Origin of the sequence: Vibrio sp. Of7-15, assembly GCF_022347565.1 — a bacterium.
Taxonomy (GTDB): domain Bacteria; phylum Pseudomonadota; class Gammaproteobacteria; order Enterobacterales; family Vibrionaceae; genus NORP241.
In genome coordinates this window covers 48709-71286 of sequence record NZ_JAKRGH010000025.1, presented here as the reverse complement: position 1 = coordinate 71286, position 22578 = coordinate 48709, and the positions used below count along the sequence as shown (strand labels likewise).

Here is a 22578-nt window from a genome sequence, read left to right as displayed (position 1 = left end):
TTATGTATGCAGTTGCTAATTATTCTTAGGCTGGTTGTTTATTGAAAAATTTAAACAGTTAACTTTAGTTAACAAATACCAATGTTCTCTGAGTTCATTCTAATCTTATGGACATACTGAGAGAGAATAGACTTAAATATAGATCATTGAGAGGCTAACATGTACATCGAAACAACGGAAGACGTTGAAGAAGCAATAGAGAACAATAGATTTGACGTCTTAATCGATAGTCTAGATTCTGATTCAATGTGCCAGTTAATGTTGGATGATAGATATGATTTAGTAGAAAAAGTATACAGTAAATTTAATCAAGACATAGATGTAGAGCAGAGTATCTTTTTGGGGGCATTGAAGTGCAGCAGTCAGGAACCATCAGATATACCTGTGAAATGCATACAAAACTTTATCGTAAAAAACAAGAAAATGTACAGCTATGAAGACGAAAGTGATATTTTGTTTTACATGAGCCAATTTAATGAAAATTTAAAATTAATTAAGCTCTTAGTCGAAATAGAAACTGATATTCCTTGGGATAATGTTTTAAGAACCAGCTGTGCTTACTTATTATCAGATACGGTTATTTTCCTGGTAAATAAGATTAACTTTAGTATCAACAATCTTGAGCGCGCATTTGGAATGTTAATAAACTCTCCTATTAATGATTATGGATATGACAATCCAGAGCAAAAGAAGTTGATTTTATATTTTTTGAACGATCTTAATATAAGCGTTAATACCAAACTTGATAGCCAGTGGGGATGGGCTTATTTAGACTGCTTTAGAAATGCACAAAATTCAGCCAAATACTTTTACACGGAAGAGTTTGATTCATTAATTTTTAATTCCACCGAGTTTTGGAAAAACTTTCTGCATTCAGTAGAGAGCAATGAAGAGTTCAAAAGTTTTTTTTCACTAGCATGCCGTGATTTAAAGTTAAGTGGAATAGATTTAACGGACCAACTTAAAATATTAGAAGACTTATGTTATAAAAAACTAGCACAAGAGCTATTTAGGTAAAATAATTAATTAACTTCGTTTGATGAATAAGGTGAGCCCTGTGCTCACCTTTTTGTATAGAACTAAATAATCGTTTAAAACTTTGAGTTTTATGTTAAAGCGGCTTGATAGCCATCAACCAACTTTTCTTTTTCGATTAGTACAGCTCTGAGATCGTTACGCTGCTCATCATCGACTTGTGAGAATAATGTCTTAATAGAGAACTCAGCACCGTCTTGAGTTTCAACAGTTAGAACAAATTTATCTTGTTCAACTTTGACTTGTTTAACTTTTTCGATTGGGATCAGAAAGTTTTTTAAGCTAGGGTCAAGAGACACAATGAAAAAATCAGAGTTTATCCCTATTACGCATTGCTTCTTTTGTTGTTGGTTTCTAATTAGCCCAACAATGCCATTGAATAAGAATAATCCAGCAGGAACAAGCCCCATAACAAGTCCTACAACTGCAAAAAGCATTATAAGCACATGAGAGCCAGTTGCATCGGCGGCTTTATAATTATCGCATTGTTCTGTATGGCTAGACGTAGCTAACTCGTATCCTCTCATTTTCCAACATCTGGCTTTATTGAAAAAAGATAAAGTATAAAAAATGCCAAATGGTAACAAAGGAATAGAACCCACCACAGCCAAGGTTGCCCCCAATATTTTTATTTTATATAAAAACAAAGAAATAAACTGCAAAGAGAACCCAATAATACCAGCTAACACTATGCCTTCATAAAATCTCAAAGAGCCATCAAAGATATTAAAAATATCAAGAATACCGTTATGAAGAAGTAAAGATGGAATTGCAATAAAGGCAATGAATGCAGAAATAGCAAGGTTTAGGTAGATATAGGATGTGTTTTTCATTGAAGTCCAATCTTATTATAAAATTAAATTTTTATTTAATGGCTTGGTTTGATTCATAGCTTTCAATAATGCTATTCACTTTGTAGTTAAAGTAAAACTGTGAAAAAATTAAAGTCCACATTCCATGGATCCAATTATCACTGCCTTTATGGAAATCAAAGGCGGCATTGACTCTATTTCTTGCTTTAAATCCCCAAATTAAAGAAAGCAGTGACACCAGAAAGCTAAGTAAACTATCAACAAGGTTTAACATCATGTTTTCAGGTGAAACTAAAGAGAAAATAAAAGTTCCTAACGATATGTAAGAAAGATATAACAACAGTTCTACATAAGCATTGCCAATATTTAACTTATTATGACTCAGTGCATCTATTTTAGGTGTTTGCTCTTTTATATAATGAGCGGAATAAATACCTAAGGTTAATATCGATAGTACTAATAACTCTAGGGTTCCTTGTTTTTTTAACTCTATTATTCTATTTTCTTGCATTATCATCTCTAAGTTTTTATTTATATGCTACGATTTTTTAAATATACTCTGTTCCAGGAACATTTAAATGATTGCATTATTTTCATTGTTCTTCAAGTTAGAAAAATTGGTTCATACAGTATGAACACTCATGAAAGTTGAGTGGTGATGGTTTAATTTGCAAGGTATTACTGGTTATTTTGAATTAATGGCTAGTCATTAAGAAAGTATGTGGTTTTTAATACGTGAAATTAAATAAATGTTGGAAGTAATGAGCATGAAGCCTTTATGATTCAAATCAACTTATATTGTAGTTAATAAGAGCTTATGGGTAGTTGAATAGAAATGTATATTGTAATAAATATCTTTATATGAAATATTTCTCGCTCGAAAATATTGAAATAAAAATCTAAACTTAGGTTAGAAATGGAAGTAGATCAAAAGAAAAAAGTAACACGTGAACAAGTAGAGAAAATGCTTGTTGGGATGATTTTCGGTGCAGTGGTGACGGGGATGATCTCGTTTAATCATATTCAAGAAGGCCTACAGGAATCATTCTCAGATGAACGCTTACTTCAGTATCTTGCGGCTGCAGCAAGTGGCACCATGTCATTAACTTTTGGCATTGCGGCAGTCAGAGCTATTTTAGTGCTAGCTGGCGTTATTAAAGGAGTAATAACACCCCCTGATGAAGTGAATGAACAATAATCAGTGTATCTCTAATCCGCCTTTCGATAAGGCGGATTCAAGATCATGGGTCAGTTTCTTATTGAACTATCATATTTAAAGCATTATTCAAACTCAGTTCCTTTATTGTCGAGCCTTCGATGACCGCATACTTTACAGATCACAAAACGATCAAGATCGCATAGTGCTTTTACGGCAAAATCGGTAATACCCGGGATCAGAATCCGCTCAATTATCGATTCTTTTACCCCATCCCAAAATGTCTTTTTGTATTGAGGCCTTTTTCGTTCTTGTACTTGTTCTTTGTGCGGGGTAACACATTGACACTTTTTACAAAACTGTTCCATAGCGACGTTCTCCAGAATTAGAAAAGGATAACAAAACTAATGCATTCAAGAGTGAAGCAACGACGCTGACCATTCGATTTATAGCATCGATAATATAAAAGTCTAGATTCTGTTTGTAATTTATAGATTTATAGCTACTCAATCTCTCTTTGTATCAAAAATGAGATTAAATTACATGGATTTGTCTCCTATTATTCCTGTTGTTTCATATTGGTGCTTTGCTTAGTGTGATTTGAATAATTGGAATTATGCTAAGTGCTAATAAGCCAATAGATACTCAACAAAAACTTAATTTTTATATTTAGCCCATATATTGCCAGGAGGCAAAAATGTTAAAGGAAATTAAAGTGACATTGGCTACGGTGTTGCTTTCTCTTAGCTCAGCTGCGCTTGCAACCCCTGTAGAGTTACCAGCTTTAAATGCATTGCCAGATAAAACGTCGATTTCAGGGCTATCATCGGGTGCTTTTATGGCATCTCAATTCCATGTTGCGTATTCAGAAGAGTTAATTGGTGCAGGTATTGTGGCAGGTGGCCCTTGGAATTGCGCGGGTAATAATCCATTTGGTAACCCTTTTCTTACGCCGATTGTGAGTGCAACTACTACCTGTATGAACCCTTGTCAGGGGAGCATTATTGGTTGTCCATCGATGATGTTCCCAGACAGTGGCTATTTGGTGGATTTAGCAAAAAATACCGCAAAATCAGGGGACATTGATGAGCTTGAAAATTTAAAAAATGACAAAGTCTATATTTTTTCCGGATCGAGTGATGAGACTGTTGTGACTGGCGTTGTTAATACCACCACGGAATTTTATCAAAAGCTTGGTTTAAGTGATGATAATATTTTGTATAGCAATCAAGTGGATGCGGGGCATGCATTTATAACCACCGATCCAAAAGACACGGAATGTAGCATTACTGAAGCGCCTTACATTAATGATTGTGATATTCCTCAAGCGCAACAAATCCTTGAGCATATTTATGGAAAGCAAAAACCAGCGTCTAAAAAACTCACCGGGGAGTTGATTGAATTCGACCAAACCGCGTTTTTTGATAAACCATTAACCAGTATGAATGACACTGCTTTTGTATATGTGCCGGATAATTGCCGTACCGAGCAATGTAAAGTGCATGTGTCTATGCATGGCTGTGAGCAGGGAGTGTCTGTGATTGGTACGACCTATATTGAAGAAACGGGTTATATGGAAGCGGCTGATACAAACAGCACTATTGTTTTATATCCACAAGTTAAAAAATCGACGTTAAACCCGATGAATCCAAAAGGTTGTTGGGATTTTTGGGGATATAGTTCAAACAACTTACCCCCTTATAAATACTTCAGCAAAGAAGCTCCTCAGATGGTTGCTATTAAGAAGATGATCGATCATTTGATCAGCAAGCCAATGAAATTAACTAAAAACTAATGGATTATTAGGCAATGCACAGAGCGCTTAAAGCTAAGGCGCTCTGTTTACCTCTCAACTTATATCAGAGATTTTCTCATGAGTTGGCTTAGCTCTGTTGGCTCTGCGATAGGTTGCCAGTGTGTTTATTATAAAAATACTCGGCTCTTTTATCATGAAGTAGGTATTTTCAATGGGCTTTTTGAATTCAGATAATAAGTACAATCGGCTTATATAGGCATGCAGAGTTTCGTTTTCTTTTCATTAATTAGCTCAAAGTATTGAGAAACATCAGCCCCTTTTTTAGAACCACAGCTTATGCAGTGTGCATCATGCCTAAACTTGAGACACAAATCTAAGTATTGATCGAGCTCTATTAGAACACAAACCCCATCTCACTTCCTTATCGTTAATAAGTCACTACTGCCCCATGAATTTTTAATTGGTTCCAAGTTTTCATGTTGTGGTTCGAGCAAAAGCAAGTAATTCATTAATCTGGTTAATTTAAGCAAGGACTTCATTATGAAAGTAAATAGAGCCATATTCGCGATTGCGACATTAACAATGAGTTTTTCTCTTCCTGTGTGGGCTGAAAAAAGCCTACATAAACATCTTACCTTGCCAGCTTCTAAAGTGATGGCATTACATGCAGAAACAGCCGTACGAAATTTAACGATTAATACTCAGCCTAATGGAAATGTTATTCAGGTAACGGCTTACCTTCCTAATAATAACTCACATGAAAGTGGGTATGTATTTGAGCTTGTGCAAACGCAAGAAGCAGCAGAGCTAAAGGCATATCCGAGTCAGCGTGAACATGCCGTTATGGATTTGGAGGTCTTGTTACCCGACTTTGTGGAGCTGATATTAGTCGACGATGCTAGCCATATTACTTTGAATAACCTTTCTGCCAAGGCAAACATACAAGATGGGGCTGGAGATTTAATCATGAGCCAAGTGGAGAACGTCACCATAATGGATAAGTCTGGAGATATCCATATTGATAACCAAGGATTAGAAAAGTACTCGTACATTAAGATCCAAGATGGTTCAGGCACTATTTCCATAGCAAAAGTGCGAGGAGATGTAACGATTAATGACAAGTCGGGCTCCATTGCGATCAGTGATATTAAAGGTAACGTCAATGTGAATGACGGGTCGGGTGACATTGTGGTTCAGCAGGTGAGCGAGGGGGTGATCATTAATGACGGCTCAGGTGACATTATTGTCCATTCATCTGATTCTTTAGCTGTGCTTGAGTCGGGCTCGGGTTCCCTGAGTTATGAAGCTGTTAAGGGGGAAGTGATTGTCAAATAGCCAATAAATTTAACGTATCAATTCTGTTTATGGATGAAATGAAATGATCAAAAATCTTTGTTTATGTTTAGGAAGCTTCTTCTCACTAGCGAGTATAACGCTTGCTTCTCCCGCCGTTGTTAGCCCGCTTATTCCTCCCAGTTGCCAGTTAAATATTGAGCCGATAAGTTGCGTAACTTCTTCAGGGGAAGCGCGTGAAGGGGCATTTGTGCGTGTTGGAGAAAATCCGGTTCAGCAATGGAATATGTCTTCAGCTATTAATGTGCCTGCTTTTGAGCAAGTGGCTATTGCAGTGTGCCATTACCAAAGCCGTTTGGTGATGAATAAGGAGTTTAGATTAACAGGTAACCAAAGTTTATTGCCGCAATTAGTTGGCGATGTGGGAGAGGGAGCCAGCGTGTCCATTCACATTGAAAACAGTGTGAATGTGTTATTGGATAATAAATTGGTTATTGGTGAAGAGTTGTTTGATGAGGCTGGCAATCCTGCGCCGCCGTTATTTGATGATGAGCCAGCGTTGATCAGCCATGTTATTAAAGGAAAGGTGGGTAAACACGCACGTATTGATGTGTCGGTTACTGATTCCGCTAATGTGACGATGAGATCTCATCAAGCGATTTTGCATATTGGGGGAGGTAGCTTAATGGAAGAAATTCTGAACCGCCCTGAGTCGACAGGTTCTACTGATGCGATTAACCAAGGTTGCATCAATATTGATGTTCAAAACAGTGCGAATGTTTATTCTACAAGCAATGTGCCTCAAGGTACCCTCAATATCGGTGGTGGACAGCTTGAAAATGAAAGTGTCGATTATCCAATTGATCATGCTTTCTTGGATCTGAAAAAATGGAATGTCGCGAATGCCAGTGCCGCCGACGTTAATATTCACCACGGTGAATTAATTGATGAAAGCGTCGATACTTTAGGTATTCTCGCTTCTACGGTGAAAGTTTATATTCACGATTCGGCTAATGTTCGCGCTGCTCGAGCGGTTATTAAACATGGTGAATTGATTGATGAAACGGTGGATGGCGAGAGCATTAAGTCGTCTGATGTTAGTGTTACTTTTTTGAACTCAGCCAACATTAGCGCGACAGAGTCTGTTTCTGTATTTGCCGGAGAATTGATCGATGAAGCTATCGATACGGAAAATATTCATCAGTCAGCGATCAGTGTAACGTTTGAAGATGCCGCAAACGTGACTGCGCCAATTGTATCGGTGAAGGAAGGGGAGCTCATCGATGAAAGTATCGACGGAGAGCAATATCAAGATACTGTGTTTGACATTCATTTCGATGCTTCTGCCAATGTGTTTAGCGATGCATTGAAGATTGAAGAGGGGGAGTTGGTCGATGAGGTGTTAGATGGTGAAATGTTGTCTGATATTCGTGTTAACTTGAATTTTGATCAGGTTGGTAACGTAGAATCTGATCAGTTAAGGGTCTCTGGCGGGGAACTGATTGATGAAGCGCTTGACATTGAAGATCATTTTACTCGCAGTGATTTATATATTGGCATAAATAACAGCGCTAATGTTTCAGGGCATCAATTAGATATTTTGGAAGGCGAGTTGGTTGATGAAATTGTCGATGCGACAGCGGGCAGTTATTCTTTATTGGAATTGAGCGTTGAAAATACTGCTAATTTTACCCCTAGCTCAGAACTTGGTAGCAGCGTGAAAATCACAAATGGTGAGCTGATGGATGAAATGCTAGATATTGAAGAGACGCTTTTTGAATTTAAAGGCAGTTTGAATATCCGTTCTTCAGCCAATGTGAAAGCGGATACACTGGTGTTAGATAATGCCCAGCTAGTAGATGAGGTGGTTGATTTTCTCTCGATGTCGAACAGCCAGGTCGATATAAGTTTGCAATTCGCAGCTAGTGCAGAGAGTGCCAAGGTGAGTTTGTTCGCAGACAGCGTGTTACTGGACGCCGTTATAGAAGGCGACATGAGTTTTGATGTGTTTGTGACGTATCAGTTGCTTAATGCTGCAATGCTTAATGGAAAACCGACGTTTTTCCCTCGCCCTTTTTGATTTCTTAATCTTGTACTAGCGGAAAGCCACTTTGGTCGAAAATGGTTTCAAAAGGGTTGTTGTATAGATGGTGTTAATACATGACCAAAGTGGCACAAGGCCGTATATATAAGGGCTAAAAGACTAGTTATTTGAATTTTAATGGTATTTTATGAATTAACAAAGTCATGACATTTTGTTGGTTTGGGTTTCTACAATGGCGAAAAAACAATAGTAGCTATTTTATGAAATATCATCTTTTATTGCCGTTATGTGGCAGTTTAATCACAGGATCTGTTTTTGCAGAAACAGACAGCCAAACTGACAACCAAACAGATGGGCAAGACCCAAGCCCTTATAGTGGCAGTGTTAAATTAGGCTTTATTTATTCACAAAATACCGATACCTCTTTGTCCATTAATTCTGGTGCCACTTTGGTTTACCAACCGTCGGATTGGCATCATAAAGCGGATTTAGCCACCTATTACACCAACTCCAACAGTGAAAGTGATGGGACCCAAAAGTATTCCGCAACTTATGGGGCTAAATATGATTTCACTCACGATAATTTTGTATTTGGTCATAACAAGTATGAATACGATCAGTTCGGTACTTATCGGGATCAAGTGGTGGTCGTTGCAGGCTTTGGTGCGATCATTACCAGTAATGATCAAACTACCGTGAACATTGGTGCGGGGCCGGGTTATCGTTTCTCGCAGCGTCAAAGTGATGATCCCGACTTCCCTAGCCAGATCCAAGAGGAATTGATTGCCAATGGTTTTATTGAAGGCACATCATTGCTAACGGAGAGCCTTGAAGTTGGTGGGAAAGTAAATGTGGATTATGGCGAAGAAAATACCAGCACAAATGTGAAGGGTTACATTAAAAACCAGCTCATGGATAAACTCGCCTTATTGGTTGATACCGAATATATCTATAACAGCACAGTGGCAGCAGAGCAGAACAATGATGAGCTCTATAGCACGGTCAATATTACGTACGACTTTTAACTTTTTAATAATGACTAATTAAATCAATTGGTTAAATTAAGGGTGTTTAAACGATCACACTATTTCTTTTTAGATGTGGCTGATCGTTAAAACACCTTATTTTAAGAGTAAAAATGATGAAACTAGACAGAAAAAGCATTTGAAAAGTGGATTTTTGAGCAATTTTTACTTAATGACCGCAAAAAATAGGTTTTTAGGTGCATATTGATAGTGCTTTTTTATTGAAGTGACTCGCAATAATTGTTTTCAAAACTATGATTGAGCTTTAAACAGTGAAAGGTGTTTGAAAGCACACTTTAATAAAATTCTACGCTGTGAGGTGCTTTGTCGTTGTTTCTATAAAGTAATGTTTAGGTATGAAGGGGGCGTTTTTAGAACAAAATAGCGCCAGATATGATCATAAAGATCGTGTTGGTTAGGGAAAGGGGCAAGCGCTTTTGCTTCTTCTAATGTACACCATTTATAATCCGTGTGTTCTTCGTTAAGAATAACTCGGGGGTCTGCTGAGCAGAAGAGAACAAAGCATGGGATCATCATGATTTGATTTTGGTGTGGATCATAAAATTGTTCGAGGTAATCTCCGTTGTAGAGTTTGTGAACAGAGATCTGTGTTTCTTCATTTACCTCTCGTAATAGGGCTTGCCACCCGGTTTCCTCTGATTCTATTTCTCCTGCTATATGGCACCAGTAGCTTTCTTTAGCGCGTTTGAGTAACAACATTTTGGGTTGATGGTTAAAAAAGGCAAGAGCAACGCCAGCCACAAAAGACGTGTTTATCTTCATGTTCATCACTTATGCCCCTATTTTTTAGAAAGGCCAGTCCTGTTTAAAATCTTCTTTACACTATAGACTATGCAGTGCCCCTTAATTATTGAATGGGTTCGTTGCAGAGGTGAAACCAAGATAATCACGGGGACACTGTGTATGTTTAATAGGGTAATCTAATTATTTAAACTGGATTTTTAATAATTGTCTTGCTGTTACATCTTCTCTTTGACTAAAGGGTATAAATACAAAGTTAAGCTCATCGTGTGGGTAGTCTTTTAGCGGGGTGTAATCACCGTTTTCATTGGTAAATTGGCTAATTGTTCGTCGGCATATGGTTTCATCGCCTTTTATTCCTATAGTTCTTGCATCACATCGGTGACGTGAAGGAGAGTCATAGCCCCAAAAGTGTGGTCCCTTTTTGCTTGGAGTAAAATACTCGTTTGGATTATATTTACTTTCGGCCATACCAGTATAGGTGAAGCCAATGATTTCTTTATATGGAAGCCCTTTTTTAGCTTGAAGAAAAGATTCTTCATCATGGTATGCATTTACCAGCATCCATAATTCTTTCTTAAATTTAAACTGAAGTACAAATGGTTCTTTTTTTAAGCTAATGGTATCACTGTTGAGTGGGATCTCGATGCCCTCTTGAAAAAGGCTGAGCTCAAATTCTTTATGCTCTGTTGAAGCTGCAAAAGAAAGATTGGCAGAAAATATAAATAGTAAGATAATAAAACGCTTTAACATAAATGTTTTTTAATTATGGTTAATTTAGAGTGGGGCTAAATTTAACTGATCTTATTTAAATTTAAAACATAATCTTTGAAAACAGCGGTTCTAATATAATATTGATATTATTGTCATTTAAGGGTGTAAGGGTGTAAGGGTGTAAGGGTGTAAGGGTGTAAGGGTGTAAGGGTGTAAGGGTGTAAGGGTGTAAGGGTGAAAACGTCGTTGATTTATTTTTCGAGATATTTCGATAACTGCATATAATCAGGTTTGTCTGTTTTTATAAATTATTATGTGGAAATAACTTTGTTACTATTATAGAACTAATATGAGCTGTATTTTCTTTTCGCCCATTGATAAATGGTAACCATGCTATATAAATGATGAAAATATGTGCTTTTTCTTCACCGGAAGATTAAATTCGCATCATAATACTTCGTTCATACTTGATTCATCTAGCTTAAGGTACCCTAGTAAAAAGAGTGAGCGATAAAGGGTGGTGCTGAAGATGAGTTTTTATCATAAAATGAGTAAATTAGAACACAGTGTTCAACATTCTGAAGCCAAGGAATACAGAATGAGAAAAATTACGGCCATCACTTTTTATGTTGCAGCCGCTGTAACAACAGGGATATTGGGTTGCTCCACGCAACCTTCTGAACCGAGCTATCAAGCTTCTCAAACTCTGCCAGAATATACTCAGCCAACCTTTGAACAATACACAAAAGAAACACGAGAGTGGTTGTCTGAAAACCGTGTGTTCATCGGCAAAGATAAAAACAGAGAATTGGCCGCTAACATGCCAACGGAATATTTACCTTCGCAACCCAACGGTGAGGCAGTGTTATTGGTGCATGGGTTAGGGGATTCTCCTTATTCATTTAAAGACGTAGCCACGCACTTGTCGGAGCAAGGTTATGTGGTTCGTACGGTTTTATTACCTGGTCATGGTAGTAAAGTGGGCGATTTGAAGTTACCGACATTACAAGACTGGCAAGGTGTGGTGGATCACCATACTCAACTATTGAAGAAAGAGTTTGGGACAGTATGGTTAGGAGGCTATTCAACAGGGGCTAATTTAGTGACTTCTCAAGCAATGAAAGATCCTGACATTGAAGGGCTTTTATTGTTCTCCCCTGCATTTAAGCCTAACTCGGAAGCCGTAAAGTATGCTGAGATCGCCAGCTATTTCATGACATGGGCTGACCAAGACCCGGAAGATAGCTACTTACGTTATAACTCGTTGCCAATGAATGGGGCTGCGGTGTATTACCAGACGTCTGAAATGGTACGTAACGATATTACTGGGCAAACGTATGATAAACCTGTTTTTGTGATGATGAGTGAAGGTGACAGTGTGATTGATACGCAATATGTGCGTCATACGTTCACTCATGTCATGACAAACCCGAAAAATAAGTTGGTCTGGCAAGGGGAAGCCGATTTGAATGAACCTCGTTCGATTTCGGTCAGCATGAAATTAAATGAACAACGCATTTCGAATGGCTCGCACATGGGGTTACTCTTTTCACCAGATAACCCAGAATACGGTGTAAATGGTACTGAGAGAATCTGTAGTAATGGCCAAGGAGAAGAGGCCGAAGCTTTATGCATGAAAGGCGAAGATGTGTGGTATTCATCATGGGGCTATCAAGAAGCGGGTAAAATTCACGCTCGGCTCACTTATAATCCCTACTTTGAGCAAAGTATGGCAGCGCTGGACAATGTTATGAGCTCGCCTAGTACAAATGGATAAATAACAAGCAGCAACGTGAAATAACATCGCGTTGCTGCTGGTTGCTTATTGATTGTTTTATGTGCTATTTGCCTCAATAATTAAACACCTTAATGATTAATATATAAATGGCATTGATATTTATTTAATGAATGGTATTTTCCTTTTCCAGTGATTTTTATTTAACTCATTGCAATTATTAGGGAAAATTCATGTTTAAGAAACTTTTCATTGCGGCAAGTTTAGCGGTGTTCATGACAGGCTGTTCAAGCATCAAGATGGCAGACTCAGCACAAGATGAACAGCGTAAAGAGTTTATTGCTCCCGATGATAAAGCGGGTGTTTATATTTATCGTAATGAGCTGTTTGGCGGTGCGGTATCTATGGATGTTAAAGTGAACGATAAACAGCTTGGTAGCACAGGATCACACACTTACCTTTATACTGAGTTGCCAGAAGGCAAGCATACCATTAGCTCTATCGCTGAAAATACATCCGAAGTTGAACTGGATGTGAAAAAAGGCAGCCTTTATTATCTTTGGCAGGAAGTAAAAATGGGCATTATTTCAGCCCGCAGCAAACTGCAATTGGTGGATGAAGAAGAAGGCAAAAATGGGGTACTTGAGAGCAAGCTAGCCCAATCTGAAGCATTATAATCTATAAAACCTGTGTCAGCGTATCCTATGGTGATACAGGTTATTCCTCACTTTTCTTTCTTGATACCTTTCTTATTTGAAAAAGCATTTCATTAAATCACGGCATTTCCTCATCGAGCTGGTTGAATATAAATACTGCGGTGATCGCAATAACGTAATTATTGTTTTTTAATCGTAAAGAATAATTGCTTCAGTGTTTAGAGGGATTTACAGTAATTATGATAGTTAGCCGCTATAGAGTAAGCGTTTATTTTTAAAGTGTAAAAAGGAGTATTTACATTGCTCGGTATAGAAAACTTATGGTTATTTGTTGCTTCAGGTATTTTGCTTAACTTGATCCCAGGCCCGGATTCAGTACTCATTGCAGGTAGAGCGGCAAGTCAAGGGTTTAGAGCTGGCTCTGCGGCAGCACTCGGTATAGGAACAGGTACCTTGATTCACATTATTGCGGCGGCGTTAGGGCTGTCTGCTATTTTAGCGACGTCTGCCACTGCATTTACGGTCGTGAAGGTCATTGGGGGCGTTTATCTGATTTATATGGCAATAAGCATGTTTAAAGACCAACAAGGTGACGGTACAACAAAAACGTTTGGGTCTACGCCACTGAAAAAAATCTACACCCAAGGGGTAATCACAAACTTATTTAACCCTAAAGTTGCGATATTCTTCCTATCTTTTATGCCACAGTTTATTTCCGAGTCGAGCGAGAATAAGGCATTAGCTTTCTTCGTGCTTGGCTTGATTTTTAATGTTAATGGCATGATATGGTGTCACTTTATTGCGTGGGCCTCCTCTTCAATGAGCCGAAAGCTGTCAGTCAATAAAGCAGTGCGTAAGTGGTTGAATCGATTTACTGCCAGCCTATTTGGTGTGTTTGGGATCAGGTTACTTGTGTCGACGCAAAGCTAAAAAGTTGTTGTGGGTAGGTAGTATTTAAATTAGCTCACGAGATAAAGAAACGAAATCAGCGTCACTGTCATCATAAACTTGATAGCCTAATTTCTGATAGAAAGAAATCGCCTTATGGTTCACTTTAAAGCTGGATAACGTTACGCGACTGCGTTGTTCAGTTAAAGTGAGCTGATGAACATGCCTCATCACTTTTGAGCCAATGTTCTGATTCTGGTAGTCAGGAAAAACCAGTAATAAGTGAACATGGTATGCGTTTTTATAGGGTTTGAAACAGAGCAAGCCAACACGTGTATTGTTGATGATAATCCAATAAAACCAAGAGGGTTTGTAGTCTTTTTTTAGCCTAGCACGTTGAAAATTATCATCCCAGCCAAAGACGGCATCCACATAAGGGTAAAGCCCCTGTTTTACCGTTGAAAATAACGCTTCAAATTCACTATCTCGTACTGGTTTAAGGTTCATTGAGAAGCCTTCCTATTTTTCGCTGGTGGTAAATCGAATGAAATGCATCATCAGATCAATATCGAGTTCTTGAGATAAGACGTATTCTTGCTCGACTATGTTGGTAATCGCGGATAACCAAAACTGTAGACCGTCGCTGTTTTCAACCAACACCCGTACTTGCCATTCTCCGCTAAACTGTGTCGTCAAAAGTTTTAGCGCTTTTTTGCCAACGCCTTTTCCTTTAAATGCCTTCAAGACAAAAAATTGCTCGATATCATAAGTAGATAATTGAGTAGGGTAGCGCCGAATTAAAGCAAACCCTGCGATTTCTGAGTCCACATAAATAAAAAATGGGGTGTGATCGTCTCTTTGCCAGTATATGTCTAGCTGAGAGTGATTCACGTTATATTGACCCATTTCATTTGTTGATAAAGCGAGAAAGCCAGACATGTCATAAACGTAATATTGAAATAGGTTTTCCAGTACTGGACGGGAGGACAGATCAATTTCGACTAACGAGACTTCCATGTTTAATCAACTTATTTTTATGAATACCGTGGGTTTATTATCTTACTTAAGTTATCAATTTTGTCGATATCATGGATGGGCTTATTCAAGTTCGCCATAACAGCCTAAAACAGCAAGTTAATGGGCCAGTTCATACCGTGCATAACTGTTGGAGTCATTTTTCGTCGCGGTTAATGAGGGAGTTTTGGTAATGGGGTATGTCGGATTTTCAATGAGGTAAAAGCAGTTCGGTGAAGTGACAAAAGAGTGTATGAAGCAGGTGAGCCCCTCCATTGTTGTTTATTTAAAAGGTTACAACGCTAGAGGGGATATCGTTGGTTATTTTGTCATTACAGGGCAACAGGTTTTTGGAGACTGTTTTAATTCTTGGTGTTCAGTAAATGCGCATATTATCAACATGGTTTAGCATTTGATGACTTTTGTACCCGCGATTCTTTCATGTAAACAACGTTTCTGCTTACCAAAAATCATAGCTATACCGATGAAACTCACTATTGTTCCAATAAACGGGATATAGGGGATCAATACGTAAGGGGCATAGCGTTTGACTAAAATATCAGTACGACTTGGCTGGGTTCCGTCTAGGTTCACAATTCGCATATCCATGACGTTTTTACCGACTGTTTGCCCTTTCTTGGCCAGAAGACTCCAGTTAATCGCACAATAAAGCCCTATGCTTAGAATTGAGAGCAATATTTGGTAGGAAAGAGGCATTGCTACCGGGGGATTTTGAAAAAAGCCATCAAAGCCACCAGTGAAGTAGATTAAAGGTAGCAGGAAAATCAGTGAAATGATCATGTCGATCAAGGCTGCGCTGAGTCGAGACCATCGTGATGCAAGTTGAGACTCATCAGACAGGTTAAGTTCTTGCTTTTTTTGTTGCGTCATTTGTATTGCGGTTCCTTATTAATAGTTCGCCATGTATCAATGTAAGGTTGTGAAACTCATTTTATGATGGTTTCAGTTTAACCAACTTAATATAACTTATAAATATGCATATCAATTAGTATTCGGGCTGTGGAGACAATATTAAAATTCGTGATTTGATTGCATTGGTTGAGTGATTAGAAAAGTCTGGCGAAGAAGAGATCAAATATCAGGCCTTTCTGTCATGTTTGACATTCGTGAATTTATTCAGGGGAAAATAGAGGCAGAGGCTGACTGATTATCTACGTTGTATTTTGTTTTTCCCTTTTCTATCTTTTGAATATAGGGTTAAAGAGAGAGCTTTTTCGTTGGTGAAATTATGAATAAATTAGTCGCTATTTTATTCTCTTTAATACTTTTTAGTGCGCAAAGCTTTGCAGATACAATAACATGGTGCGCCTTTTACAATTGGCCTCCTTGGATCTATCCGAGTAAAGGTAGCTATGCTGGTATTTTGATCGATCAGCTAGAAATTTTTAAGAAACGCAACCCAGATATTCAGGTAGAAGTCCGTGTAATCGAAAACTGGAAGCGCTGTCAGGCAGAAGTAGAAAGAGGGAGAGTGAGTTTAATTTTAGGGGCTTACAAAAGTCCATCTCGTGAAGCCGTACTCCATTATCTAGAAGAAACCGCTTTGATAAATAAGTCGACTGTAGGTGTTTATACGTTAGAAGGTAATAATAAGGTGGGTAAGGTCAGTACCCTCGATGATTTGAGAAATTATAAGCTTGGTGTCATCAAAGGGAATTCTCTTGGGGTTGAAATTGATGGTTATATTAATAGTATTTCCAGTAGACGGGTGATTGAGTTAAGTTTACAAGCGCAAATCCTAAAAATGACGAGCGTTAACCGGATTGATTATTTCTTTCTGGAAGTTGAGCTGGATGAAGCGGTAACGGAGAGCATTGTGCTATTTCCAGAACTTGCTCACGTTAAGTTCAATAAAGTACTGGAAATACATAGAGAAACACCAGCGTATTATGTAATGGGAAAAAATTCTGAACAATATTCCAGATATTCAGGTTTATTGATTTCGGCAATTCGTGAATATTATGATACGGTGGATATCGAGGCGGAGATTACCCGGCACACAACCGCGGCAGAATAGTGCTTGTTCGGTACTATAATTTCCCTCATTTATTTCTTCCTTCTGCATCCCCTGTCTTGATTGTTTAGTGTGTGGCTTTATCACTTACTTGTAATATGCTGCTGTATGATAAGAAATACAGTCATAAAACGACTAATGCGGCAAGCATGTTTTAACGCTTTGCGTATAATCCTTAAAAATAAGCAATAAATGAGTAACATTTTGAATATATTGATCATTGAAGATGAACCCGCCATTGCAGAGAATCTGATCCACGTTTTAGAGGTGGATGGTTACCAAGTTAGCTGGTTTACTACCGCTGGAGCAGGGTTAGCTTACCTTAAAGAGCACAACCCTGCGTTATTGGTGTTGGATGTGGGTTTGCCAGATGGTAATGGCTTTGAATTGTGTAAAACCATTCGTGAGTTTTCCGCCATTCCCATCATTTTTCTCACTGCTAGAAATGACGAAATAGATCGAGTTGTGGGGTTAGAAATAGGAGCCGATGACTATGTTACAAAGCCTTTTAGCCCAAGAGAGATGTTGGCTCGTATAAAGCTGCGTATTAAATCCCGAGCCATTTCTGAGCATGAGCTCGTTGGTTCTCCAGCCGTCACTCCAATGGCAACCACAGTCGAAAATAGCGCTGAGAGTTTGTACGTAGAAAACTTCGATTATGGCTTTGCAGGCCAAATGCTGGGGTTAACAGCGGTGGAGTTCAAAATATTACATAAATTGATCCAGGTGTCGGCGAATGTTCTCAGCCGTGAGCAATTAATGATAGCAGCAGACATGGCTCCAGAAGCGGTGTATGAAAGAAATATCGACTCTCACATTAAGGCCATTCGCAATAAGCTCAAGGGTATTGGTATGGCAGATCGGATCCGAACCAAGCGTGGTTTTGGTTATTATTATAGTCGTCAGGATCAAGAATGAATCGTTGGCCCAGAATCCCACTTGGGATCCGATTGTTTTTCCTGTATTTCATTTTAGTGGGAATGACCGCTTACTTTGTGAGCAAAACCGTCATTCAAGAGATGAAACCAACAGTTCGCCAAGCAACCGAAGAAACTTTAGTTGACATGGCGAACTTACTGGCAGTCCTAGCTGAAGAAGAAATGGCAAAAGGGAATATGAGCGACAGCCGGTTTTCTGATCTGCTTACGGCATATGGTATTCGAGAACCAAATGCGCGAATTTGGGAGCTAGGCAAAAAAGTCATTAATCACCGTATTTATATTACGGACAAGCAGGGGATCGTTGTTGCAGATTCTTGGCAACAAGATGTCGGTAAAGACTATTCCCAATGGAACGACGTATACCTGACATTACGCGGGCGTTACGGCGCTCGCAGTACGGCGTCAGATCCACAAGATCCGCTTTCCACTGTGATGCACGTAGCCGCGCCGATTTATCACGAAGGGGAAATCATAGGCAGTGTAACTGTTGCAAAAGCCAACCGTTCGGTTCAGCCATTTATTGACCTTTCAAAGCGTAAAGTGTTGTTCTGGATGATACTGATGACCGTTTTAGCTTTGATGGTCGGGGCGTTAATTGCGTGGCGTATTCATTCGGCTCTGCATAAATTGGAAAATTACGCTGATAAGATGGGGCGAGGAGAAAAAGTTGCTAAGCCCACTTTTCGTATTTTTTATGAGTACACCACGTTAAGCAACGCTTTGGAAAAAATGCGGAATCAGCTCGATGGCAAGCAATATGTCGAAGAGTACGTGCAAACACTGACCCATGAGTTAAAAAGTCCAATTTCTGCTATTAAAGGGGCCAGTGAAATTCTGCAAATGCCGCTGCCTGAAGAGAAAACCCAACGTTTTGCCAGTAATATCGAACGTGAAAGTGAACGAATGCAGCTCTTGATAGATAAACTACTTGAGTTAGCACGATTAGAAAAAATGCCCCAGCTAGATCAGGTTGAATCACTTTCTCCGAAAATGATGCTGGAGGAGATCTTAGAATCTTCGGCGGCACGATTAAGTCAAAAGGCAGTAAATAGTGATCTCATTACCGATGCGAATATTATGGTTCACGGTGATCGTTTTCTTTTGCAACAGGCACTGTTTAACTTAATGGATAACGCTGTCGATTTTGTCTTCGAGGGTGGTGTCATTCATTGGCGGATCCAGAAAAAGTTAGATAAGGTAGAAATATCGGTTTTTAATCAGGGCCCACATATTCCCGATTATGCCTTGAGCCGGTTAACCGAGCGGTTTTATTCTTTGCCAAGAGAGAATGGCGTAAAAAGTACTGGGCTTGGACTTAACTTTATTGAGCAGGTGATGAAGTTACACCAAGGAAAGTTGTGTGTGGAAAATGTCGATGAGGGTGTCAAAGTGACGCTTTGTTTGCCAACTCCATAAAAACTCCACATTCCCTCCATCCACTCTCCAAATTGTTTTTTTAAAGTAAAAGAAAACTGAGGAGAGTGGTCATGAAAAAATGGTTAAGCAATGAGCTGGGCACTAAGTTCGGCTTCGTATTATTTCTTTTTCTGCTGTTGCAGATCCCCGTAAATATGATTGAAAGCCTGATTTCCGAGCGATCGTATCGTATGGAAGAGGTACGTAATGATATTGCTCGCAGCAGTAGCGGTGAACAGCGCATTATGGGGCCTTTTATCAGTGTCTTATATAAAGAGACAATCTCTGGAGATGAACGTGACTATAAGGTAACGCGCCAGGCCTTCATTTTACCTGAACGATTTAACCTGACTTCGGAACTGAATAGCTTTGAGAAGTACCGTAGTATTTATACCGCGCGTTTATATCAGGCAAATACTCAGTTAACAGGTCATTTTGATTTGTCAGATCTGGAAGATTTTGATCCTGATTCAATTGTGGATGTGAATTTAGTGGTGTCGGTGAGTGATAGCCGTGGGTTAATTGACATTGGTGAGTTGAAGTTAAACAAGCAGTCGATCTCGGTAGAACCTGGTACGGGGTTGAAGCAGCTAGCACAAGGGTTCCACAAAACACTGCCTTTTCATTTGCTGGATCTTACCAAGCCGTTGCAGTTTGACTTTAATTTTATGTTACAAGGGATGGGGCAGTTACAGGTGACACCAATGGGGAAATCCACTCGGGTTGAATTGTCTTCTGCTTGGCCACATCCAAGTTTTATTGGTGATTACCTTCCAATCGCGTCTGATATTTCTGAATCTGGTTTTAAAGCAAGTTGGGCGACAAATAATTTTTCTAGTAATATCAGCCAGCTTTTTTCTCTTTGCATGTCGGATACCTCGCAGTGCCATGAACTGGATGGGCGTCAGATGGGCGTTAGCCTGATTGATCCGGTGGATCATTACTTGAAATCACATCGAGCGGTGAATTATTCATTACTGGTGGTGACGTTGATTTTTGCCAGCTTCTTTTTATTGGAGTTGTTTCAAGCACGACCAATTCATCCGGTTCAATATGGCTTTGTAGGTTTGGCTCTAGCGCTGTTTTATTTGCTGCTGATTTCATTAAGTGAGCACATTGGGTTTAACTGGGCTTATCTTGTGTCTGCCTTGTCCTCCACTGGGTTATTAAGTGTGTATGTGGCGGGGATGCTTAGCAATAATAAACATGGTTCTCTTTTTGGCGCGAGTTTACTGATGCTATACGGCCTGTTGTTTGGTTTGCTACAGGCAGAAAGTTACGCGTTATTGATGGGGACGTTGCTTTGTTTTGCTGTACTTAGCCTAGTGATGGTATTAACCCGAAATGTGAATTGGTATGAGCGCCGTGCAGTGGCTCAAAAAGCAAATAAGGAGAGCGATGATGAGCAGTCGTAGCGGATGTACTCATAATCAAAGTGCTGAGATGACAAAGTCACAAGGTGTTTTTCGTATTTGTTATAAGCGTAGTGGGATCAGCCTTATATTACTGGGAATATTGGTTTTTATTGCTTTGTTTGTGCGGGATGATTTTATTCGGCCTTTTGTAGGAGATGTGCTGGTTGTCGTGTGGCTTTATAGTCTGCTCGGTAGCTTCTGGCGCTGCCAGCCTTTGATGTTGGCTGGATTAGTGTATGGGATCGCGTTTATGGTGGAAATTAGTCAGTACTTCCAAGTATTGAATTGGCTTGGCTGGGGAGCTCATCCTGCGTTACGAGTGATCTTCGGGGCCACATTTGATTGGATGGATTTAGTAGCGTATTTCATCGGGACTGCGGGTTGTGTCATCGTTGAAGCGACGCAGAAGAAAGCTTAAAAATTCGGTGTTAATCAACATTCGAGTAAAATAAGGTAGGTTAACAGTCATGTTATAACATATAACTCATTGTAAATAAGAGCCTTTTACTGTTAGCATGGCGCAGGTCATTAAAGATATCAATGTAAATGCATATTCATCGCTGTAAAGTAGGGTTGAATAGCATATTTATAAGAAAAATGGTTTGTGTAAGGAGATACAAAGTGAAGCAATTTGTAAAAGGCTCTATTGCGCTTATGCTGGGAGTGAGCTCGGTGACGGCGTTGGCAGCTCAACCACCAGCAAACTTAGGGCCTCGTCCTCTTTTTTTAGTGAATAATATGGACGAAGGGCCGCTAAAATCTAAGTTATTGAGTTGCAGTGAAGGGCCTTTTTATCGAAGTGAATTTTCAATTGGTCACCGCGGCGCGGCTATGCAGTTTCCTGAACATACTAAAGAGTCGTACTTAGCGGCGATTCAAATGGGAGCAGGCGTGGTGGAGTGTGACGTGACTTTCACGAAAGACAAACAGCTCGTTTGCCGCCACTCGCAAAGTGATCTTCATACAACAACAGATGTATTAGCTCACCCAGAACTTGCGAAAAAATGTTCTGTGCCATTTAAGCCAGCCAACCCTGCGACGGGGGAAGAGGCTCAAGTAGAGTGCCGCACGTCTGATTTTACTTTAGCAGAGTTTAAAACGCTGAAAGGGAAAATGGATGGTGCAAACCCCAAAGCCACCACGGCTGAAGAATACATGAATGGTACTCCGAGTTGGCGAACTGATTTGTACAGTCAAAACGGTACATTGATGACTCACGCAGAAAGTGCGGCCTTGTTTAAAAAGCATGGCGTAAAAGTGACTCCCGAATTGAAGTCTGCCGCGGTTGAGATGCCCTTTGATGGCTTTACTCAGGAAATGTATGCGCAAAAGTTGGTCGATGAGCTGAAAGCGGCTGGTTTCAAGCCATCTGAAACGTATTTGCAATCTTTTGATTTAGGTGATGTGAAATACTGGATTAATGAAACTCCAAGTTTCGGTAAACAAGCCGTATATTTGGACGCTCGTATGTATGAACAAAAAGATTTTATTGCGTCAGCCGAGAATATGAAAGATCTGCGTGATGCTGGTGTTAATATTATTGCGCCGCCGCTGTTCGCTCTAGTTGAATTGGATGACAAAAATGAGCTGGTGGCATCTCACTATGCGAAGTTAGCCAAAGAAGCAGATCTTGATATCATTGCGTGGACGTTAGAGCGTTCTGGCCCACTAGCACAAGGTGGCGGTTGGTATTACAAAAGTGTTCAGCAGGGTATTAATAATGATGGTGACATGATGAAAATGCTGGACGTGCTTGCTCAAGATGTTGGTGTAATGGGGGTATTCAGTGATTGGCCAGCAACAGTGACTTACTATGCCAACTGTATGGCTAGCCAATCGTAACTGAACCTGAATTCTAGATAATAAAAGCTGGTTCTAAGA

The 22578-nt window shown here is 39.4% G+C and carries 23 protein-coding genes; 15 read left to right on the top strand and 8 right to left on the bottom strand.

Features of this window, described 5'->3' with window-relative positions; all coding sequences use genetic code 11:
* Nucleotides 1-159 precede the first annotated feature (159 nt).
* Nucleotides 160-1017, top strand: a complete 858-nt coding sequence (locus MHO82_RS20420; RefSeq protein ID WP_239187149.1) for a hypothetical protein — start codon at nucleotides 160-162, stop codon at nucleotides 1015-1017.
* 89 nt (nucleotides 1018-1106) lie between these two features.
* Here MHO82_RS20420 and MHO82_RS20415 read toward each other — a convergent pair whose 3' ends face one another.
* Nucleotides 1107-1868 (bottom strand): hypothetical protein, encoded by a 762-nt coding sequence (locus MHO82_RS20415; RefSeq protein ID WP_239187146.1) that lies wholly within the window; start codon nucleotides 1866-1868, stop codon nucleotides 1107-1109.
* A 31-nt stretch (nucleotides 1869-1899) separates the two neighbouring features.
* Entirely contained in the window at nucleotides 1900-2358 is a 459-nt protein-coding gene (locus tag MHO82_RS20410; RefSeq protein WP_239187143.1) for a DUF4234 domain-containing protein, read from the bottom strand.
* Nucleotides 2359-2763: 405 nt separating this feature from the next.
* On the opposite strand from MHO82_RS20410, the gene MHO82_RS20405 reads away from it, so the two are divergent.
* Nucleotides 2764-3045 (top strand): hypothetical protein, encoded by a 282-nt coding sequence (locus tag MHO82_RS20405; RefSeq protein ID WP_239187140.1) that lies wholly within the window; start codon nucleotides 2764-2766, stop codon nucleotides 3043-3045.
* 83 nt (nucleotides 3046-3128) lie between these two features.
* Here the strand turns inward: MHO82_RS20405 and MHO82_RS20400 are convergent, their stop codons facing one another.
* Complete coding sequence (locus MHO82_RS20400) at nucleotides 3129-3371, bottom strand: hypothetical protein (RefSeq protein ID WP_239187137.1); 243 nt, start codon at nucleotides 3369-3371, stop codon at nucleotides 3129-3131.
* Between the two features lie 329 nt (nucleotides 3372-3700).
* Here MHO82_RS20400 and MHO82_RS20395 point away from each other — a divergent pair, with 329 nt between their 5' ends.
* The 4 genes from MHO82_RS20395 to MHO82_RS20380 all read left to right on the top strand — a co-directional run bounded on the left by MHO82_RS20395 (nucleotide 3701) and on the right by MHO82_RS20380 (nucleotide 9121).
* The gene (locus MHO82_RS20395) at nucleotides 3701-4798 is read left to right on the top strand and encodes a poly(3-hydroxybutyrate) depolymerase (RefSeq protein ID WP_239187134.1); all 1098 of its coding nucleotides are present in this window, start codon (nucleotides 3701-3703) and stop codon (nucleotides 4796-4798) included.
* A gap of 501 nt (nucleotides 4799-5299) precedes the next feature.
* Entirely contained in the window at nucleotides 5300-6094 is a 795-nt protein-coding gene (locus tag MHO82_RS20390; RefSeq protein WP_239187131.1) for a DUF4097 domain-containing protein, read from the top strand.
* Nucleotides 6095-6137: 43 nt separating this feature from the next.
* Nucleotides 6138-8132 (top strand): hypothetical protein, encoded by a 1995-nt coding sequence (locus MHO82_RS20385; RefSeq protein ID WP_239187128.1) that lies wholly within the window; start codon nucleotides 6138-6140, stop codon nucleotides 8130-8132.
* A 224-nt stretch (nucleotides 8133-8356) separates the two neighbouring features.
* Nucleotides 8357-9121: a DUF481 domain-containing protein gene (locus tag MHO82_RS20380; protein WP_239187125.1), complete on the top strand. Its 765-nt coding sequence runs from the start codon at nucleotides 8357-8359 to the stop codon at nucleotides 9119-9121.
* A gap of 336 nt (nucleotides 9122-9457) precedes the next feature.
* On the opposite strand, the gene MHO82_RS20375 is transcribed toward MHO82_RS20380, so the two are convergent.
* Nucleotides 9458-9904, bottom strand: coding sequence for an NUDIX domain-containing protein (locus MHO82_RS20375; protein WP_239187173.1), 447 nt, complete (start codon nucleotides 9902-9904; stop codon nucleotides 9458-9460).
* Between the two features lie 162 nt (nucleotides 9905-10066).
* Nucleotides 10067-10636 carry a hypothetical protein gene (locus MHO82_RS20370; protein WP_239187122.1) on the bottom strand — a complete coding sequence of 190 codons (570 nt, stop codon included), beginning with the start codon at nucleotides 10634-10636 and terminating at the stop codon, nucleotides 10067-10069.
* Nucleotides 10637-11195: 559 nt separating this feature from the next.
* Between MHO82_RS20370 and MHO82_RS20365 the strand changes: the two genes are divergently transcribed.
* From MHO82_RS20365 to MHO82_RS20355, 3 genes are all read left to right on the top strand, one after another.
* A complete protein-coding gene (locus MHO82_RS20365) occupies nucleotides 11196-12374 on the top strand; it encodes an alpha/beta fold hydrolase (protein ID WP_239187119.1) in 1179 nt (392 codons plus the stop codon).
* Between the two features lie 191 nt (nucleotides 12375-12565).
* Nucleotides 12566-13009 (top strand): DUF2846 domain-containing protein, encoded by a 444-nt coding sequence (locus MHO82_RS20360; RefSeq protein WP_239187116.1) that lies wholly within the window; start codon nucleotides 12566-12568, stop codon nucleotides 13007-13009.
* A gap of 279 nt (nucleotides 13010-13288) precedes the next feature.
* On the top strand, nucleotides 13289-13918 hold the full coding sequence (locus MHO82_RS20355; protein ID WP_239187113.1) for a LysE family translocator: 630 nt from the start codon (nucleotides 13289-13291) through the stop codon (nucleotides 13916-13918).
* A gap of 24 nt (nucleotides 13919-13942) precedes the next feature.
* Here the strand turns inward: MHO82_RS20355 and MHO82_RS20350 are convergent, their stop codons facing one another.
* The 3 genes from MHO82_RS20350 to MHO82_RS20340 all read right to left on the bottom strand — a co-directional run bounded on the left by MHO82_RS20350 (nucleotide 13943) and on the right by MHO82_RS20340 (nucleotide 15781).
* Nucleotides 13943-14383: a GNAT family N-acetyltransferase gene (locus tag MHO82_RS20350; protein WP_239187110.1), complete on the bottom strand. Its 441-nt coding sequence runs from the start codon at nucleotides 14381-14383 to the stop codon at nucleotides 13943-13945.
* Between the two features lie 12 nt (nucleotides 14384-14395).
* A complete protein-coding gene (locus tag MHO82_RS20345) occupies nucleotides 14396-14893 on the bottom strand; it encodes a GNAT family N-acetyltransferase (RefSeq protein ID WP_239187107.1) in 498 nt (165 codons plus the stop codon).
* A 402-nt stretch (nucleotides 14894-15295) separates the two neighbouring features.
* A complete protein-coding gene (locus tag MHO82_RS20340; protein ID WP_239187104.1) occupies nucleotides 15296-15781 on the bottom strand; it encodes an RDD family protein in 486 nt (161 codons plus the stop codon).
* A 358-nt stretch (nucleotides 15782-16139) separates the two neighbouring features.
* Between MHO82_RS20340 and MHO82_RS20335 the strand changes: the two genes are divergently transcribed.
* The 6 genes from MHO82_RS20335 (at nucleotide 16140) to MHO82_RS20310 (ending at nucleotide 22539) form a co-directional block, all read left to right on the top strand.
* Nucleotides 16140-16928, top strand: a complete 789-nt coding sequence (locus MHO82_RS20335) for a transporter substrate-binding domain-containing protein (protein WP_239187101.1) — start codon at nucleotides 16140-16142, stop codon at nucleotides 16926-16928.
* Nucleotides 16929-17117: 189 nt separating this feature from the next.
* Nucleotides 17118-17843: a response regulator gene (locus tag MHO82_RS20330; RefSeq protein WP_239187098.1), complete on the top strand. Its 726-nt coding sequence runs from the start codon at nucleotides 17118-17120 to the stop codon at nucleotides 17841-17843.
* Complete coding sequence (gene creC / locus MHO82_RS20325; RefSeq protein WP_239187095.1) at nucleotides 17840-19282, top strand: two-component system sensor histidine kinase CreC; 1443 nt, start codon at nucleotides 17840-17842, stop codon at nucleotides 19280-19282. The genes MHO82_RS20330 and creC overlap by 4 nt, the downstream gene beginning before the upstream one ends.
* Before the next feature lie 71 nt (nucleotides 19283-19353).
* On the top strand, nucleotides 19354-20697 hold the full coding sequence (gene creD / locus MHO82_RS20320) for a cell envelope integrity protein CreD (RefSeq protein WP_239187093.1): 1344 nt from the start codon (nucleotides 19354-19356) through the stop codon (nucleotides 20695-20697).
* A complete protein-coding gene (locus tag MHO82_RS20315; protein ID WP_239187091.1) occupies nucleotides 20681-21115 on the top strand; it encodes a DUF2809 domain-containing protein in 435 nt (144 codons plus the stop codon). Before creD ends, MHO82_RS20315 begins: the two co-directional genes overlap by 17 nt.
* 203 nt (nucleotides 21116-21318) lie before the next feature.
* A complete protein-coding gene (locus MHO82_RS20310) occupies nucleotides 21319-22539 on the top strand; it encodes a glycerophosphodiester phosphodiesterase family protein (RefSeq protein ID WP_239187089.1) in 1221 nt (406 codons plus the stop codon).
* The last annotated feature ends 39 nt before the right edge of the window (nucleotides 22540-22578 follow it).

Coding starts and splice junctions, on each gene's coding strand:
- MHO82_RS20375 (WP_239187173.1), bottom strand. CDS start 9,904: ATGAAGATAAACACGTCTTTTGTGGCTGGCGTTGCTCTTGCCTTTTTT.
- MHO82_RS20420 (WP_239187149.1), top strand. CDS start 160: ATGTACATCGAAACAACGGAAGACGTTGAAGAAGCAATAGAGAACAAT.
- MHO82_RS20405 (WP_239187140.1), top strand. CDS start 2,764: ATGGAAGTAGATCAAAAGAAAAAAGTAACACGTGAACAAGTAGAGAAA.
- MHO82_RS20380 (WP_239187125.1), top strand. CDS start 8,357: ATGAAATATCATCTTTTATTGCCGTTATGTGGCAGTTTAATCACAGGA.
- MHO82_RS20400 (WP_239187137.1), bottom strand. CDS start 3,371: ATGGAACAGTTTTGTAAAAAGTGTCAATGTGTTACCCCGCACAAAGAA.
- MHO82_RS20410 (WP_239187143.1), bottom strand. CDS start 2,358: ATGCAAGAAAATAGAATAATAGAGTTAAAAAAACAAGGAACCCTAGAG.
- MHO82_RS20360 (WP_239187116.1), top strand. CDS start 12,566: ATGTTTAAGAAACTTTTCATTGCGGCAAGTTTAGCGGTGTTCATGACA.
- creC (WP_239187095.1), top strand. CDS start 17,840: ATGAATCGTTGGCCCAGAATCCCACTTGGGATCCGATTGTTTTTCCTG.
- MHO82_RS20385 (WP_239187128.1), top strand. CDS start 6,138: ATGATCAAAAATCTTTGTTTATGTTTAGGAAGCTTCTTCTCACTAGCG.
- MHO82_RS20345 (WP_239187107.1), bottom strand. CDS start 14,893: ATGGAAGTCTCGTTAGTCGAAATTGATCTGTCCTCCCGTCCAGTACTG.
- creD (WP_239187093.1), top strand. CDS start 19,354: ATGAAAAAATGGTTAAGCAATGAGCTGGGCACTAAGTTCGGCTTCGTA.
- MHO82_RS20365 (WP_239187119.1), top strand. CDS start 11,196: ATGAGAAAAATTACGGCCATCACTTTTTATGTTGCAGCCGCTGTAACA.
- MHO82_RS20315 (WP_239187091.1), top strand. CDS start 20,681: ATGATGAGCAGTCGTAGCGGATGTACTCATAATCAAAGTGCTGAGATG.
- MHO82_RS20395 (WP_239187134.1), top strand. CDS start 3,701: ATGTTAAAGGAAATTAAAGTGACATTGGCTACGGTGTTGCTTTCTCTT.
- MHO82_RS20370 (WP_239187122.1), bottom strand. CDS start 10,636: ATGTTAAAGCGTTTTATTATCTTACTATTTATATTTTCTGCCAATCTT.
- MHO82_RS20330 (WP_239187098.1), top strand. CDS start 17,118: ATGAGTAACATTTTGAATATATTGATCATTGAAGATGAACCCGCCATT.
- MHO82_RS20390 (WP_239187131.1), top strand. CDS start 5,300: ATGAAAGTAAATAGAGCCATATTCGCGATTGCGACATTAACAATGAGT.
- MHO82_RS20415 (WP_239187146.1), bottom strand. CDS start 1,868: ATGAAAAACACATCCTATATCTACCTAAACCTTGCTATTTCTGCATTC.
- MHO82_RS20340 (WP_239187104.1), bottom strand. CDS start 15,781: ATGACGCAACAAAAAAAGCAAGAACTTAACCTGTCTGATGAGTCTCAA.
- MHO82_RS20335 (WP_239187101.1), top strand. CDS start 16,140: ATGAATAAATTAGTCGCTATTTTATTCTCTTTAATACTTTTTAGTGCG.
- MHO82_RS20350 (WP_239187110.1), bottom strand. CDS start 14,383: ATGAACCTTAAACCAGTACGAGATAGTGAATTTGAAGCGTTATTTTCA.